This window comes from Bradyrhizobium sp. sGM-13, assembly GCF_018398875.1.
GTDB lineage: Bacteria > Pseudomonadota > Alphaproteobacteria > Rhizobiales > Xanthobacteraceae > Bradyrhizobium.
In genome coordinates this window covers 30,891-46,266 of sequence record NZ_JAGWDK010000030.1, presented here as the reverse complement: position 1 = coordinate 46,266, position 15,376 = coordinate 30,891, and the positions used below count along the sequence as shown (strand labels likewise).

Sequence of the window (15,376 nt, the reverse complement as noted above, 5' to 3'; positions counted from 1 at the left end):
CACCCGGAGCGGCGCTTAGCACCCCCGACAGATATTCAGATTTGACTTCGGGAAAGGCTTTTGATCGGGTTGCTGCGCTGCTGGTGCCGTCGGCGTTCTTGCGACTCTGCTTTTGCCTTCTTCAATGAGCGTCGAAAATCTGACTGTCCCATCATCCGAAATTTCGACGCGTGGCGTGGTGCCTCGAACGCCCATGGTCGCGACCGGGGTGTCGACTTTCATATCGCCGGTCTTCGCGACTTTGCCTGCGACAAAGGTGAAGGTTCCCTTGGTTAGACTGAACAAGGTCGCGTTGGATTGACTGTTTGGATCGTACACGAACTCGTTCAACGCCATGCGCGCGTTGTTCGACAGATTGAAAGAAGTGCCGTCGGTGAAATTGATTCCGACGCGGCCGTCGGCGCCGGTCGCGACGACATCGCCCTGATAGACGAGATCACCTACCTTCGCCTGACCATGCTGACCTGAGGTGCTCACCTGAACAACCACCGCACCCGCGCGTTCAATCGTGACCGACCCCGTGGCGACAACAATTTTTCCAATTGGTTTTGACGCTAGATCCTGAACGGCGGGCCTGGCGGAATCGCGTTGCGCGTGAGCCGGCCCAGCAAAAAGCCCGGCGGTCGCCAGAACGAAGCCTGTCACCAATGCAGCAATAGCATGCATGCACATGATCCCCCCTTCCTGAGAAGATCTTGTCCGAGAGAGCGCTCACGGTCGCTTTGAACCGTCGGCCAGGGCGACATTAGACCCGATGTCGGGGAAAGGCATTATTCTATTACCCGCTCAAAAGGATTACTCCTTTTGTGCCTAAAGCCTACCGCCCATGGATTGGGGTAGTTTGGAGTCTTGGCGGCTAGCCTTCGGCTGGCCGCGCTAGGCTATTTTGACCTGAATATTTTGACCTCATGGGCTGGGCAAAGCCAGACCACGAAAATTTCACACGAGGGGCGGGGGTTGAGGCCATGCTTGTCGGGTCCCACGCCGAGACTGGGGACGAACGTAAGGCCGCGGCGGCTCCGCTTCCCCAAATTATCGGCAACGTTCAGACCACGGCCGGCTTCGGCACCCTTTGGCGCGCGACCCGCACTGCCGCTCAAGTCGCGGTCGGCGATCCGCGAAGCAGGGCTCATGCCGGCAGGTTCGGCATGCTGTGGCTCACGGCACTGACCTTCTCGCTTGTGAAAGAGGCCCGGGCCGCCGATCCGAACGTCACGGTCCTGGACGACGGCAACATCACATACAAGGACCTCGAGCATGGCGCATTCGAGCTGGTCACCAAGGAGGTGATCCCTCGACACTTCCTCGTCGACGATCCTGGACAGACTATCATCCTGCGTTCGCAGGGGTCCACGATCAGCGTGACTCAGAGCACGAATTCCGCCGCGCGAATGGCTGAATTGCAAGCGGCCCAGCAGGAAGCGCTCGCCACCTACGAGAAGGGACTGGGGTCGACGGGATCAGGCACGCCTCCTCCCCTGGAGCGACTGCCGGTGCAACCGATCAATTTCATTGAGATTGATGATTCTGCCCCGGAGCAGGATTTGCCGGCTTTGCCCGCGGTGATCCTCGCATCAGTCCCGGAAATGATTATCGGACAACTGCCGCCTCCTCCGCCGGTGCCGCCGACACTGAATGCGGTGATCGGGCCGACCGAAATTGACACCTCGGTCTTTGACGTCTTCACCGCGTCAAGCGGCACTTTCCTTGCCAGTAGCCCCAACAGCGACGCTATGCTGACCTTCGGCATCAGCGGGGGAACCCCCAGCAGCACCGTAATCGACGGGGTGACGTACGATGTATCGAACGCTGGTCCCTACGGCACGCTTTACGTCGACAGCACGACCGGCGCCTATACGTTCGTTCCGGACAATGATGCGATCAATGCGCTGACCGAGCCCACCACCACGGACTTCATGGTCACCGTATCCGACGGCACGCTCTCGGCCAATCAACCCTTCACGATTGCCATCAACGGCGCCAACGACGCCGCCATCATCTCCGGCGCGACTAACGGCACGGCGATCGAGGCCGGCGGCGTCGCCAACGTCGCGCTCGCCACGCTGAGCGCCACCGGGACGCTCACCAGCGCCGACGTCGATGACGCGCCCAATACTTTTACGACGGTAGACACTCCGACCGCGAGCGCACAGGGCTTTGGCACCTTCACGATGACGGCGGCCGGCGTATGGACTTACACGGTCAACGACTCCAACGGCGCGGTGCAAGCACTCAATGTCGGCGATAAACTGACCGACTTCTTTACGGTGACCACGATCGACGGCACCCCCCAGGTCGTGACGGTCACCATCAGCGGCACCAACGACGCAGCAGTCATTTCCGGCACCACGACCGGCTCCGTGACCGAGGACGGCGGCACCAAGTGCGATCCGCCGACCGCGACCGGCACGCTGACCGCTACCGACGTCGACAACGCGTCCGGCTTTACGGCGGTCAATTGCCCGACGGCCAGCGACGCCGGCTATGGCACCTTCACAATAACGCCGGACGGCGTGTGGACCTACATGCTCGACGACAACAATTGCGCGGTGCAGGCACTTAATGTCGGAGACACGTTGACCGACACTTTCAAGGTGACCGCCCTGGATGGCACCGAGCAACTGGTGACGGTTACCATAAACGGTACCAACGACGCCGCCATCATTTGCGGAATCAAGGAAGGGTCGGTCATCGAGGCTGGCGGCGTGGCCAATTCGGTATCTTGCAAACCAACCGCGACCGGCACGCTCACCGACACTGATGTCGACAACGCTCCCAACACCTTTGCGGCGATCGATTCGCCGAAGCTGAGCGATGGCGGCTATGGCACTTTCACCATGACGACTCATGGCGTCTGGACCTATACGCTCGATAACACCAACTGCGAAGTGCAAGCGCTCAACGATTGCGACACGCTGACCGACTGCTTTACGGTGACCACCATCGACGGCACCCCACAGGTGGTGACAATCACCATCAACGGCGCCAACGACGCCGCCGTCATTTATGGCGCCACGACCGGCTCAGTAACCGAAGCTGGCGCTTGCACATACGGTACGCCGTTCGCCACCGGCACGCTCACCGATACCGACGTCGACAACACGCCCAACACCTTCACGGCAGTGTGCTCGCCGATGGCGAGCGATGCCGGCTATGGCACCTTCACGATGACGGCGGATGGCGCCTGGATCTACGAGCTCGACAACGCCAATTGCGAAGTGCAGGCGCTGAACGACTGCCAAACGCTGATCGACACCTTCACGGTGACCACCATCGACGACACCGCACAGGTGGTGACAATCACCATCAACGGCGCCAACGACACGTTCCATTTCAAGGACAATATGTCCGACGTCAAAACTTCTGACGTCATCGACCTTTCAGAGGACATCTCATCTGTCAGTTCCCCCGAAGACGCTTCAGGAGTCAGTGTACCGCCGGCGACGACAGAGACAGCCCAAACTATCGAACTGTCTGCACAATGCTCCGACGGTTTCAGTTGGAACCAGCCGGGTAACGCTGTCACTACCCACGCGCCGCAGGATCTGATCGTGTGACGGAATGGCGCCGATTGCAGCGCCGCCATTTCTGTATCTCACGCGGCGCTCACTTCGCTTCGCTCGCTTTGATTCCCGAGCTTTCAACGAGCTTGGCCACACGTGTCAGGTCGCTGGCGAACAGGCGCGCGTGCGCCTCCGGCGTCAGCTCGTTTTCGGGAAACGGCAAGGTACCGAGCTGCTTCAGTTTCTCCAGCAGGGTCGGGTCGGCCAGCGCTGCACGGAGCGCCGAATTCAGCGCGCCGACGGTTTCCTTGGGCGTGCCCTTCGCGACGTAGAGCCCATGCCACATCGAGTAGCTGACCTCGGGCATGCCGAGCTCGGCGGTGGTCGGCACGTCCTTCAACTGTTCAAGCCGTTGCGGCGAGGTGATGGCGATGCCGTGCAACGTTCCGGCCTGGATCTGCGGCAGCGCGTTGGTCACCTGATCCCACAAAAGATCAATCTGCCCCGCCAGCAGATCGGAGATCGCCGGCGCCGATCCACGATAGGCCGCGACCGTGGGCTTGAAACCGAGCACATTGCCCATCATCACGGCGCACAAATGACTGTTGGTCCCGAGGCCGCCATGCGCGAAGTTCGCCTTGTCGCGTTGCGCCTTGATCCAGTCCACAAAATCCTTCGGCCCCGCGCCGGGGATCGATTTGCGGCCAATCAGAACCATCGGCGCATTGTTGACGAGGCCGACCGCCTCGAACGCCGTTTTGGTATCGTAGCGAAGGTTGGTGAACAGGCTGGGCGCCGCTAGCAGCGCGACGTGATTGATGAGGATCGTGGTGCCGTCAGGCGCCGATCGGGCCACGCGATCATTGGCCAGCGTGCTGCCGCCTCCGACCACGTTCTCGATAATGACGGTCTGGCCGAGCGTGCGCGACATCCGCTCACCGATCAGACGCGCGACAGTGTCGGTGCCGCCGCCGGCGGCAAAGGGCACCACCAGCGTTACCGTCTTGGCGGAGGACTGCGCGTGCGCCTGCGGCGAGAGTGCCGCAATCAGCAGGCCAAGGCCCATGATTACACGTCTGAAGGGAAAATTGATCACGACGGCGTGCTCCCGAATTTTGTTCTTGTTGTCATGCCGCGTTATCGCGGACGTGTGCTCGTTGGCGAAGCCACCCGCAGCAAACGGCCCGGCTTCGCATGACCTCGGATCATGCTGATTGTGCTTCCGCAAATCAAATGGAAAGCGAACGTAGCTCGCCGACGGATTGGCGTGATACCATGTCCTCAAGGCGCATAGCATCGGGACGGACATGAAATGAGCGAGGCTGCATATGTTGCGGTCGATTGGGGCACGAGCAGTTTTCGGCTTTGGCTGGTCGATCGGGCCGGCAACGTGCTGGGGGAGCGGCGCAGCCACGAAGGCATGATGGCGGCAGGCAAGCTTGGCTTCGCAACCGTGCTGCAATCGCATCTTAAAGCCGTCGGCGCCGCGGATGGGCTGCCCGTTGTCATCTGCGGCATGGCCGGCGCCCGGCAGGGGTGGGTCGAGGCCGGATACGTCGAGACGCCGGCACGGCTCGCATCGATCCTGAAGCAGGCCGTCGTGGTGCCGGGACAGGACCGTGACATCCGCATCCTCCCGGGAATAGCACAACGGGACCCCAAGGCGCCGGATGTCATGCGGGGCGAGGAAACACAGTTGCTCGGGGCCTTGGGCGTGGACGCGGCCGACGAGGCGCTGGTCTGCATGCCGGGCACCCATTCGAAATGGGTCAGGGCGAGTGGCGGCGCCGTCGAGCGCTTCGCCACGTTCATGACGGGCGAGTTGTTCGATGTCGTGTCGCGCGAGACGATCCTGTCCCACGCGGTGGCCGGCGCCGATGAAGCCGAAGATGTCGACGCATTCAAGTCAGCGGTCGTTGCCGCCTTTAAGACGCCCGCGTTCGCTGCCAATCTGTTATTCCAGGTGCGATCGGGTCAGCTCCTCTACGGCGGCACGCCATCCGCCGCCCGCGAAAAAGTATCGGGCACCTTGATTGGTCTTGAACTGGCGGCGGGGCTCGCCGAAGCTCCCAAGGCGGGCATCACGCTGGTGGCATCAGGACGGCTCCAGATGCTTTACCAATTGGCGTTTGACACGGTTTCCGTTCCCGTCCGATCAATCGGTGCCGAGAATGCGGTCCGTCGCGGCCTTGCGATGGCCGCTCACTCGATTTGGAACGTATGAAGGATAAGACGAATGAGCGTTGTCCCATTTCCCCCGATGAAGCGTCCGCTGGTCGCGATCCTGCGCGGCGTGAGGCCCGAGGAGGCGGAGGATATCGTCAGCGTGCTGATCGACAGCGGCATGACGGCGATCGAGATCCCGCTCAATTCGCCGGACCCGTTCCGCTCCATCGAGATCGCCGTCAGGAGGGCGCCCGCCGGAATCCTGGTTGGGGCTGGCACGGTCTTGACGCTGGAAGCTGTCGGGCGGCTCCACAATGTTGGCGGCCGGCTCCTCGTAACTCCCAACGTCGATCCTGAAATCATTGCCGGCGCCCGGGCACGCGGCATGGTTACGATGCCCGGCGTGTTTAGTCCAACGGAGGCGCTGCTCGCCGCCAAGGCGGGCGCCTCAAGCCTCAAATTCTTTCCCGCGAGCGTGCTTGGCGCGGCGGGCATCACCGCGATCCGCGCTGTTCTCCCCGCGGACCTGATGATCGCCGCCGTCGGCGGCGTCTCCGACAAGAACTTCGCGGATTACACGAAGGCCGGCATTCTGGCGTTCGGTCTCGGCAGCAGTCTCTACAAGCCCGGCATGACGGCGGCGGAAGTAGCCGCGCGCGCCAAGGCAACGATTGAGGCGTATGACAAGGCGATTCGACAGTTGGGGTAGATGGGTGACACGGCTTGCCACGCCGAAGCGTTCGCGAAGGCGGATGGCGGAGAGAGCGTCAGTCAATCCCCATTGAAAGATCAAGAATTTTCGACCTTTCCAGACCAAAACCCACGATTTGAGCAACAGCGTGAAAAGCCTACGCGCCTTCCGGACGGCGCCATCGCGCCCGGTCGCCACGGCTCCACCAAAATGTCGAAAACAACCCCATGCAAAGTAGCCGGCGGCCGCCGCAACCGAAGGTTTGGACCGAAAACTTGACACGTCGGGCAAATCAGCGGCACAAATTTCATCATCCCAGAATTCGCTAAGCGACTGCGTGTGCGCAATATCGGTGCGATCATGTTCCGCGTGGCTGGACCGTTGAGGACACGCCGCTGTCGCTTGCGCGAGGATGCAGAAACCGCGAAAATCCGGGCTGTTTCAGAACTTGTCAGGGGAATTCGGCACAGATGCAGTTTGATGACGTTATTCTCGGTCGCCGGAGTATCCGCGGTTACAAACCTGATCCAGTACCCAAAGCGCTGATTGCGGAAATCATTGGTTTGGCGATGCGCGCGCCGTCGTCGATGAACACCCAACCCTGGAATTTCTACGTCATATCAGGCGAACCGCTGGACCGGATCCGCGCCGGCAACACCGAGCGGATGGTGGCGGGCATCCCGCAGTCGCGCGAGTTCCGCACCGGTCAGGCCTTTGCAGGCAAGCACCGCGACCGGCAGGTCGGCGTCGCAAAGCAATTGTTCTCCGCGATGGGAATCGAGCGCGACAACAAGGACAAGCGCCAGGACTGGGTACTGCGCGGCTTCCGCCAATTCGACGCGCCCGTCTGCGTGATCATTACCTATGACCGCGTGCTCGACGGCAGCGACGATACGCCGTTCGACTGCGGCGCCGTGGCGACCGCCCTGGTCAATGCCGCCTGGTCGCGCGGGCTCGGCGCCGTGATCAACAGCCAGGGCATCATGCAATCTCCCGTGGTGCGCGAGCACGCAGGGATCGCCGACGATCAGGTCATCATGAAAAGCATCGCACTGGGCTGGCCGGATGAAACTTTTCCGGCGAATGCGGTGGTGTCGGAGCGGAAGTCGGTCGAGGAGGCGACCGTGTTCGTTGGGTTTGAGAGTTAACGGCGCGCGGGCGGAAGGGCCGGAGGTGCAGCAGTGATCCGCGCGATGGCCCGACGTGCACTGGAGCGTTTTCCAGCGAAGTGGATACCGGTTCGCGTCAAGAAAACGCGTCAAAACAAGAATCGAGAGCCCCGTTCCGATTTCATCGGAACGGTTAAGGCTCTCGTGCTGCCAGCCGCCTTTGCCGCTGCCTTGACGCCGGTCTCCTGCCTCGGCGAAAGCAGCAAGCCGTTGCCGGCCAAGGCAACACAGGAGCTACCGCCTGAGCTGCTCGCGCTGCTCGAACAGAAGAAGATGCCAAAATATTCGCCGATCGTTATGCGCCTTTTCAAGGAAGAGGCGGAGCTCGAAGTCTGGAAGCAGGACACGACCGGCCGTTTCCAGATCCTCAAGACCTATCCGATCTGCCGGTGGTCGGGCGATCTCGGGCCGAAGTTGCGCGAGGGCGACCGGCAGGCTCCGGAAGGGTTTTATAGGATTACGCCCGAGTTGATGAATCCCAACTCCAACTTCTATCTGTCGATCAACCTCGGCTACCCCAACAGCTTCGACAAGGCGAACAAGCGCAACGGCAGCTTCCTCATGATCCACGGCGACTGCTGGTCGAGCGGTTGCTATGCCATGACCGACGAACAGATCAGCGAAATCTATTCGCTGGCGCGCGGCTCACTCAGCGGCCGGCCGTCGTTTCAGGTCCAGGCCTATCCGTTCCGCCTGACGCCGGAAAATCTGGCGCGGCATCGAAATAGTCCCAACCTGGCCTTCTGGAAAATGCTCAAGGTCGGCAACGATCACTTCGAGACGACGCAACGCGAACCCAAGGTGGATGTGTGCAACCGCCGCTATGTATTCGATGCGCAATCTCTCCCGAATTCGCCGCACCCTCTCGTGTTCAACGCGATCGAAAAATGCCCGCCCTTCGTCGTCAATCCGGAAATCGCGCGGCGGGCGCTGCAAAAACAGCGCGCCGACGAACGCGCCTACGCGCAATTGGTTGAAGACAATGTGCCGGCGGCCCCGATTTACAGCGGGCTTGACGGCGGAATGAACAAGACTTTCCTCGCACGGTTTCCGGGCAGGGTGACGCTTGCGAAGGTGATGCCGTATGCATCCTACCTGCCGCAATTGCCACCGATCCCCTGGATCGACAATGACGGCTCGTTGACGAGCAAATGGTTTGGTACGTCGTTCTCCAAACCGGTTGTGTGTGATGCGGCCCGTGCCGGCTTCCCATCGAGCCGGTGCTAAACACTTGTTCGACGTCAGCGATTGGTCACCAGCAGACCACGCCCGGCATCGGCATTCCGTCTGTCACTGTCAGCCAGCAGCGCAAGGCATCGCCAGGCAACTGTTCTCCGCGATGGGGATCGAACGCGACAACAAGGACAAGCGCCAGGACTGGTGCTGCGCGGCTTCCGTCAATTCGACGCGCCCGTCTGCGTGATCATCACCTATGACCGCGTGCTTGACGGCAGCGACGATACGCCCTTCGATTGCGGCGCCGTGGCGACCGCCCTGGTCAATGCCGCCTGGTCTCGCGGGCTGGGCGCCGTGATCAACAGCCAGGGCATCATGCAATCACCCGTGGTGCGCGAGCACGCAGGAATAGCCGACGATCAGGTCATCATGAAAAGTATCGCGCTGGGCTGGCCGGATGAGACCTTCCCGGCGAATGCGGTGGTGTCTGAGCGAAAGTCTGTCGAAGAAGCTACGGTGTTTGTTGGGTTCGATAGATAGGCGGGCGCCCACTCGCAACGGTGCTATCGGGAATAATCTCAGGTGGAACTTCTTCACCTATGACCGGTAGCTGCATCGTGAAAGCTGGTGCGCTATCACGGTAACTCTGATCTAACTCGTCTATCGAACGTTATGGAACGTTGACGTCGCTTGCAAAAAGGCAAAAACATTTTGCACGTGGAAACTTACAACCGGATTGTGTCCGCTATCGCCGATTGCGTGGAGCGCCTGCCGGGAGTTGCACATGCGCGCGCCATCACGGAAAGACGCCAGACGTACAACGCCTAAGTGAGAAAAACGCCCGGCGCGAATGCCGGGCGTTTCGCTTACTGCATCATCTGTAGGTACATGACGAGCGCGAGCGCCAGCCGCCCTACATCGATGGTTAGGACCACTTTCATTTGGGTAACTCCGAAGAGAGACCCAGCGCTGAGCCGATTGCGATTCGGCAACACGTGTAGCAGTTAATAGTTTTAAGGGAGAACCCAGGAACATCCCGTCCCCGAGCAGTAGCGACAGGCGACCATCCCGGTCTAGCTTGCCTATGCAATGACATCCCGTCCCTGCATTAGCTGCAATATAGCACGCTTTAAGTAAAAGTCAAAAACGAGCGGGCTATGGTGACAGCGGCCCCTTCGCGCCAATCAAGATTTCGTCGGCGGGTTCTTCGATGAAGAAGGCCATCGGTACACTCGACAAGTGCCTCTCAGAGCTCGACATCAAGAGAAGGCGGTTGACGGTGTTATCCTGGATACCTCCCGGCGGGAAGACACACGAAATGCGGCCGTCCTTTACGGAAACGCCCGACTTTTGAAGCGTTTTGGGCTGTTGAATGTGTTTTGGCGAACCGGCCGACCATTTGCGCTTCTCTATTGGGCTTCGCCCCGCGGTCTTCAACCTTATGAAGATACTTGAAGAGGTCCCGAAACAAATCAGGATAGCCGGCGCCAGTCTTTGCCAAGGCAGCGTCGACAACATCCGTCACGTTCTGCGGAAAGGCGAATTTAGAACGCTCGATTTCGCTCAAGAGCGCGCCGAGACCGGGACTCGACGCTTTGAAGCGCTGACGTATGGCTCTATCAATTTCCTTCCAACGGAAGGGGCTATCCGTGACAATACTGGCTCCGGTCGCCTGGGCCAGGTACATCGTCATCTCGAAATTCGGCGCGAGCTTGAACATGTTCATCTGCCCGCCGTCTTTGCCGCCTTCCAGAGAACCTTCTTGGAGAACGGCCAAGGGATCTTCCTCCTTGGCCCGCTCGGTGTAGCGCATCGCCGCCTCGACCTGAGCCTCAGTCAGATGCGGCATAAGTCTGCGGAGCTTCCTGCGCATTGCGTCCGGCGGCATCAACATCACGCTGCGCCTGTTGTCTTCTTCCATCTGCTTGTACAAGTGAGGGTCACTCTTCGGGTCAAAATGTATCGAGGCTGACCGGGCCTTGGCCATGCTCATCATCTGTTGGCGGAGATGGAAATCGAAATCGCAAGGGTCGGGTATGAGATTAATCAAGCCGAGGTCTACGAGTGGCATGACGTTCAGGAAAAACATGACTGTCTTCAGAAAGTCCTGACGGTAGGACCTGGGGTTTTCCGTCGGGCGGTACTCTTTTGCCATTGTTCCAGAGTGGATGAACGGATGCGCTACGATCAGCTCGCCAAAGTATAGCGGGGCCGTTAGCGCGAAATCAGTGATAGACGACGGGTGGATCGAGCCAGTGTAGACCGCACGAGCCACGCCGTCGGGCTTCGGCAACAGCGCCAGCAAGTCAGTCTCGAGCGGCCAGAGGCCCTCGTACAGCTTATAAATTTTGCTGATTTTATCGTCAGTCAGCTCACGACGAACCTGAACCCAGTCCTTTTCGGAGTTGAGCTCCAGGACATTTATGATCCCGTTTTGCAGCATAAGATTTCGTTCGCGGATGCTGCGCTCATTCCAGGCGGGGCGCAGCGCCTCCGGTCTGGATTGGCAGCACTCCTTGAACACCTTCCCCGACCCACAACCGCATCCATCTCCCGGGCGCGGGGGTTTATCCGGCACCTTCTTGATCAGGTAGTCTCGCGGCTTCTCGGTTCTTCCAAACTCGTCTTGATAGTGGAGATCGCCGCTCTCGTACTTGACGAATATCTCGCCGCCGAAGTGGAACAAGCCCCCTTTGGGTGGGTAGAATACTTTCCGGAGCTCCCCCCACGGCTGTGACACGGTCCTTTCGGGGAACAGCCACTCCTTGCGGCCGGCAGCGATATAGCGACGGGCGCGGGCTTTAATTACGAAGTTGACCTGCGCGACTTCCTCCCCGGAGAGCTTTCGCGTGCGTATAAACGCGTCGGCCCTGGTCAAGGACTGTTGAAAGTTGCGCGGGAACGTTCTCTTTACGAGCGGACTCGTACTCGGGTCCTTCGCGTATTCCAGGTTCGTGAGGATCAAGCAAAAGTCGCGGTTCAGCGGGTAAATTGTCTGAGACCCCCTCAATGCGATTCCAGGATCAAGCGGGTATGCACAAGTCCTTTCCGTAGGAGGGACAGCGTGATTGTAGATCGTCACGGGATGGTCGCTGACGATGAACTTTACCTCGGCATCTTCAGCAGAGACGATCTCACGCACTCCACCGACCCAGATAGAGCAATGCAACATGCGGATGCCCTGCATCTCGAACATCAGCTCGTTCTGCGACAGAGCGGGGTACTGGGCCTGTAGCCAATCCAGGCCTTTCGGCGTGCGGACCTTTTGAATGTCTAGAAATTCAAACAGCGTTTGGAACTCCTGATGCCATTCCCGCTTATCTGTGCCTGCGAATGCGCGAACGGCTTTCGAGCCCCTACGGTCGATATCACCGAACAGATGGCGCTCAATCTCATCGTTGACGGACGTTCCGAAGAAGGTCGAGTAAAGGTCCTTTTGGCGAAACGCTTTCGAGGTAGGCGTATCGTCCCACGAGCCCCGCTGGATAATCACGCGGCCGTCTGGAAGCTCTTTCCTATCCGGCGTCAAGTCGACATAGGCGAGCGACGAGCGCCCAGGCTCGAAGAATCCCTCCTGGTACCATTGCGGGACGTAGTTGTTGTTTCGGGTGATCGACACGGCCGCTATTCGTTGATCATTGCGATTTGCTAAGCGGTGCTGGCGCACCAGCGATGAGCTTATTGGCCTTGATCGCATATAAATTGATTGCCCTGTCGCCGCCGTTGAGCGTGAACAGCTTCAACAAACAACGAGGCGTGTAATGCTGGTTCTGATGTTCTGCCATATGCGATCGGAGATTCCTATGGATACTCGACGAGGATTACCGACACGTCCCCAAGTTGTCTCCAGACGTATTATACGATTGGTGCTGCCGTGAGCGGAAACTCCGCTTCAGGAAGGTCGCCGGCGATGCCTTCCTGATCAGCGCTGGCTCCGCAATCATCGATGGCAAGATGTAGCCGACAGCACCACGGATTTCTCAGTGCTGCCGAGCTCGCTGCGCGGACCCGTTCGCCTTGGCACGCGCCAGACCGGCGTGATCTTTCTCGAATGATGCGCGCCCGAGTGAACGCATCTATATTCGGCATGTGCTGCCTACCGGAAACTGCCTGCTTCAAGTCATTCACCTCGGGCGGCAGTCGTGATCAAACCGGTCTCTGCCAATAGTCTCTCAAAAACGGGAATATTCGCGGAGAAGGCCGGAGACTTTCGCCCATTTCCGCCTTCACCTCGGCAAACCGGGGGTCCAGAGACGAAAGCGAGTGCGCGAAAAGCCCGGATTTCCGGCTCATTCTCGCGTCTCTTGGGAAGCCTGGCCGAACGCAGGAATGGGTGGCTGGGGCGGGAGCATTCGAACAAATTTCGACATCGGATGCTATTGCTTGTCCGAGAGGAGCCACAGAACCCCACTTCACTGCAATTCATAAGACTCTCGAAACATACGAATTTTGAGAACCGTACCGAAGCCGCAGAGTCCAGAGCTCCGGAGATAGATGGGCCATTCGGAGAAGAATAGGCAGGCTCTGCCGATTTGAGGTCCGGAGTCCGAATGAGAAATCGCTGCTGCCAGTGGGCTTAATTGCCAACAAGTTCGGGCAGAGAATGCGCGCCTTCAGCCGGGCTGGCGGAGAGAGTGTCCGCCAAATTAGCGTCCAGCACGGTTTTAGGCAGTACAAAGCTCGCGCGAAACCCCCGTAGAACTAAGCCTTTCCTGCATTCCCTCGTCCAGCCGCATCCGCTATGATCCGCCCATTTCGGTGGGGAAGCCGGTGGGGAAGATCATGGGACGCCAAATCAATAAGCTGAGTGCTCGCAAGGTTGAGACGGTAAGCAAACCGGGTCGCCATTCCGATGGCGCAGGGCTTTACCTGAACGTCACCGAAAGCGGCGGCCGATCATGGCTGTTCATGTACAAAGCAGGTGGCCGGCGTCGCGAAATGGGGCTTGGCTCCGTGCGCGATGTGCCCTTGGTTCAAGCCCGCAAGTTGGCTGCGAACGCGCGCCAGCAGCTTGCCAGCGGTCTTGATCCTCTCACGGCCCGGCAGAAGCCCGCCACCATGACGTTTGCGGAAGCCGCCAGCGCGCTCGTTGAAAGCATGTCGCCCGCGTGGCGCAATGCCAAGCACCGCGCTCAATGGAATATGACCCTCACCGTCTATTGTGCGCCGATCGCCACCAAAACAGTGGCCGACATCACCACCGATGATGTCCTGCGCGTCCTGAAGCCTCTGTGGCTGACCAAGCCGGAAACTGGCTCCCGGCTCCGCGGTCGCATTGAACGCACCCTGGATTTCGTTAAGGCCCGCGGGATGCGTTCGGGCGAGAACCCGGCCCGGTGGCGTGGTCACCTCGACGCGCTGCTTCCCAAGCGCCAGAAGCTGACGCGAGGGCATCACAAGGCGATGGCTTTCGACGACGTGCCCGAATTTTCAAAGCAGCTTGGCCAAATGCCCGGCATCGCTCCCGCAGCGCTGGAATTCGCCATCCTGACTGCGGCGCGGTCCGGTGAGGTTATGGGCGGGCAATGGTGTGAAGTAGACCTGAACGCGCGAATTTGGACGGTGCCGGCCACCCGAATGAAGGGCGGGCGCGAACACCGCGTTCCGCTTTCCGACCGCGCAGTGCAAATCCTCAAAGCGATGCAGGCCCGCAAGGTTTCGGATTTCATTTTTCCGGGCAGTAAGGCCAACCGCCCACTTTCGGTGATGGCGCTGGAAATGGTCCTGCGCCGCGCGAAGATTGACGCCACCGTGCACGGCTTCCGGAGCGCCTTCCGCGATTGGTCCGGTGAACGCACGGCTTTTCCCCGCGAAGTGGCAGAAGCCGCCCTCGCCCATCTGGTTGGCGATGAAACGGAGCGGGCTTATCGCCGCGGCGATGCACTCGAAAAGCGGCGCGGGCTGATGGATGCTTGGTCTATTTTCTGCTCCGCCTCGCAGGGCAACACGGTGGTCCCGCTGAAGCGTCGCAAGACTGATTGAGCGCCGATTTGAAAGAGTACCTCGCCTTTGTGCTGTCATTCGAGGGTCAGGTATTGCAGACGATCGTCCTAGTTTGCGACACCGAGGAAGATGCCTTCGTGGAGCGCGCGCGGCAACGCGTGGATAGCCATCCGGTGGAACTATGGGACAGCCCGCGCCGGGTCGCACGGTTTCGCACGAGGACTGAGTTTACCGAAAGCCTGCCTTGATCCAATTGGCCGTTGAGCGAACGCCGATCGCGAGCAGGCCGAGTAGATTGACCACACAGAAGGCAATGAAAGCAAGCACTGGCCATATCCCCAAATGCGGCAGGTAGATCGCGAGATAGTCGCTATCCGGCTTCACCGGGGCGGGCCGGTTAATGGCGTCTCGGATTTCATCGAAGGTTGCGAGAAATCTTCCGTTCGAGCAACCCGCGCGCCCAATATCAATCACCCCAAATTCGTTCGTGTATTCTCGCATATCCTTTCCAAGAAATTGGCCACCGCAGCGGAGCCCTTTCCATATCCGCGTATCTTCGTTCCAGCTTTCTCTAATGCGATCTTGCTTTTTGATCACTTCGAAATGGGCCGTCACGACGCCGGCAATTGCCACTAGCAGAGCGGCAACAACCGAAACCCTCAACATGCCCCGCGCGATCCTCATGCAGCCCGCCCCCAAAAACGCTTCTTCGCGAAGTTAGCTTTCCA

Annotated in this window: 12 protein-coding genes and 1 pseudogene; 8 read left to right on the top strand and 5 right to left on the bottom strand. The window is 59.7% G+C overall.

Annotation, left to right across the window (positions count from 1 at the left end):
* Positions 1 to 15 precede the first annotated feature (15 nt).
* Positions 16 to 666 (bottom strand): FecR family protein, encoded by a 651-nt coding sequence (locus KJQ96_RS31135; RefSeq protein WP_309142492.1) that lies wholly within the window; start codon positions 664 to 666, stop codon positions 16 to 18.
* A gap of 299 nt (positions 667 to 965) precedes the next feature.
* Between KJQ96_RS31135 and KJQ96_RS31130 the strand changes: the two genes are divergently transcribed.
* Positions 966 to 3,557 (top strand): VCBS domain-containing protein, encoded by a 2,592-nt coding sequence (locus tag KJQ96_RS31130; RefSeq protein WP_249734742.1) that lies wholly within the window; start codon positions 966 to 968, stop codon positions 3,555 to 3,557.
* A gap of 49 nt (positions 3,558 to 3,606) precedes the next feature.
* Here KJQ96_RS31130 and KJQ96_RS31125 read toward each other — a convergent pair whose 3' ends face one another.
* On the bottom strand, positions 3,607 to 4,599 hold the full coding sequence (locus KJQ96_RS31125; protein ID WP_213290179.1) for a tripartite tricarboxylate transporter substrate binding protein: 993 nt from the start codon (positions 4,597 to 4,599) through the stop codon (positions 3,607 to 3,609).
* A gap of 216 nt (positions 4,600 to 4,815) precedes the next feature.
* Here KJQ96_RS31125 and KJQ96_RS31120 point away from each other — a divergent pair, with 216 nt between their 5' ends.
* The 5 genes and pseudogenes from KJQ96_RS31120 to KJQ96_RS31100 all read left to right on the top strand — a co-directional run.
* Positions 4,816 to 5,727, top strand: coding sequence for a 2-dehydro-3-deoxygalactonokinase (locus KJQ96_RS31120; protein ID WP_213290178.1), 912 nt, complete (start codon positions 4,816 to 4,818; stop codon positions 5,725 to 5,727).
* Between the two features lie 12 nt (positions 5,728 to 5,739).
* Entirely contained in the window at positions 5,740 to 6,378 is a 639-nt protein-coding gene (locus KJQ96_RS31115) for a 2-dehydro-3-deoxy-6-phosphogalactonate aldolase (RefSeq protein ID WP_213290177.1), read from the top strand.
* Positions 6,379 to 6,830: 452 nt separating this feature from the next.
* Positions 6,831 to 7,508 (top strand): nitroreductase, encoded by a 678-nt coding sequence (locus KJQ96_RS31110; protein ID WP_213290176.1) that lies wholly within the window; start codon positions 6,831 to 6,833, stop codon positions 7,506 to 7,508.
* 45 nt (positions 7,509 to 7,553) lie between these two features.
* Entirely contained in the window at positions 7,554 to 8,756 is a 1,203-nt protein-coding gene (locus tag KJQ96_RS31105; protein WP_213290175.1) for a murein L,D-transpeptidase family protein, read from the top strand.
* 85 nt (positions 8,757 to 8,841) lie between these two features.
* Positions 8,842 to 9,245 (top strand): annotated as a pseudogene (locus KJQ96_RS31100) (nitroreductase family protein); the annotation flags it as partial.
* A gap of 742 nt (positions 9,246 to 9,987) precedes the next feature.
* Here the strand turns inward: KJQ96_RS31100 and KJQ96_RS31095 are convergent.
* Both KJQ96_RS31095 and KJQ96_RS31090 read right to left on the bottom strand, forming a co-directional pair.
* Positions 9,988 to 12,324, bottom strand: a complete 2,337-nt coding sequence (locus KJQ96_RS31095) for a DUF4238 domain-containing protein (RefSeq protein WP_213290174.1) — start codon at positions 12,322 to 12,324, stop codon at positions 9,988 to 9,990.
* 16 nt (positions 12,325 to 12,340) lie between these two features.
* On the bottom strand, positions 12,341 to 12,490 hold the full coding sequence (locus KJQ96_RS31090; RefSeq protein ID WP_213290173.1) for a hypothetical protein: 150 nt from the start codon (positions 12,488 to 12,490) through the stop codon (positions 12,341 to 12,343).
* Positions 12,491 to 13,487: 997 nt separating this feature from the next.
* On the opposite strand from KJQ96_RS31090, the gene KJQ96_RS31085 reads away from it, so the two are divergent.
* Positions 13,488 to 14,687, top strand: coding sequence for a site-specific integrase (locus KJQ96_RS31085; protein ID WP_213290172.1), 1,200 nt, complete (start codon positions 13,488 to 13,490; stop codon positions 14,685 to 14,687).
* Positions 14,684 to 14,896, top strand: a complete 213-nt coding sequence (locus KJQ96_RS31080) for a hypothetical protein (protein ID WP_213290171.1) — start codon at positions 14,684 to 14,686, stop codon at positions 14,894 to 14,896. The genes KJQ96_RS31085 and KJQ96_RS31080 overlap by 4 nt, the downstream gene beginning before the upstream one ends.
* Here the strand turns inward: KJQ96_RS31080 and KJQ96_RS31075 are convergent.
* Positions 14,877 to 15,332 (bottom strand): hypothetical protein, encoded by a 456-nt coding sequence (locus tag KJQ96_RS31075; protein ID WP_213290170.1) that lies wholly within the window; start codon positions 15,330 to 15,332, stop codon positions 14,877 to 14,879. The two genes, KJQ96_RS31080 and KJQ96_RS31075, sit on opposite strands and share 20 nt — an antisense overlap.
* Between the last annotated feature and the right edge of the window lie 44 nt (positions 15,333 to 15,376).

What these genes read in the sequence shown, in the direction of transcription:
- KJQ96_RS31090 (WP_213290173.1), bottom strand. Translation starts at nt 12,490, where the DNA reads ATGGCAGAACATCAGAACCAGCATTACACGCCTCGTTGTTTGTTGAAG.
- KJQ96_RS31135 (WP_309142492.1), bottom strand. Translation starts at nt 666, where the DNA reads ATGCATGCTATTGCTGCATTGGTGACAGGCTTCGTTCTGGCGACCGCC.
- KJQ96_RS31110 (WP_213290176.1), top strand. Translation starts at nt 6,831, where the DNA reads ATGCAGTTTGATGACGTTATTCTCGGTCGCCGGAGTATCCGCGGTTAC.
- KJQ96_RS31105 (WP_213290175.1), top strand. Translation starts at nt 7,554, where the DNA reads ATGGCCCGACGTGCACTGGAGCGTTTTCCAGCGAAGTGGATACCGGTT.
- KJQ96_RS31115 (WP_213290177.1), top strand. Translation starts at nt 5,740, where the DNA reads ATGAGCGTTGTCCCATTTCCCCCGATGAAGCGTCCGCTGGTCGCGATC.
- KJQ96_RS31120 (WP_213290178.1), top strand. Translation starts at nt 4,816, where the DNA reads ATGAGCGAGGCTGCATATGTTGCGGTCGATTGGGGCACGAGCAGTTTT.
- KJQ96_RS31130 (WP_249734742.1), top strand. Translation starts at nt 966, where the DNA reads ATGCTTGTCGGGTCCCACGCCGAGACTGGGGACGAACGTAAGGCCGCG.
- KJQ96_RS31075 (WP_213290170.1), bottom strand. Translation starts at nt 15,332, where the DNA reads ATGAGGATCGCGCGGGGCATGTTGAGGGTTTCGGTTGTTGCCGCTCTG.
- KJQ96_RS31085 (WP_213290172.1), top strand. Translation starts at nt 13,488, where the DNA reads ATGGGACGCCAAATCAATAAGCTGAGTGCTCGCAAGGTTGAGACGGTA.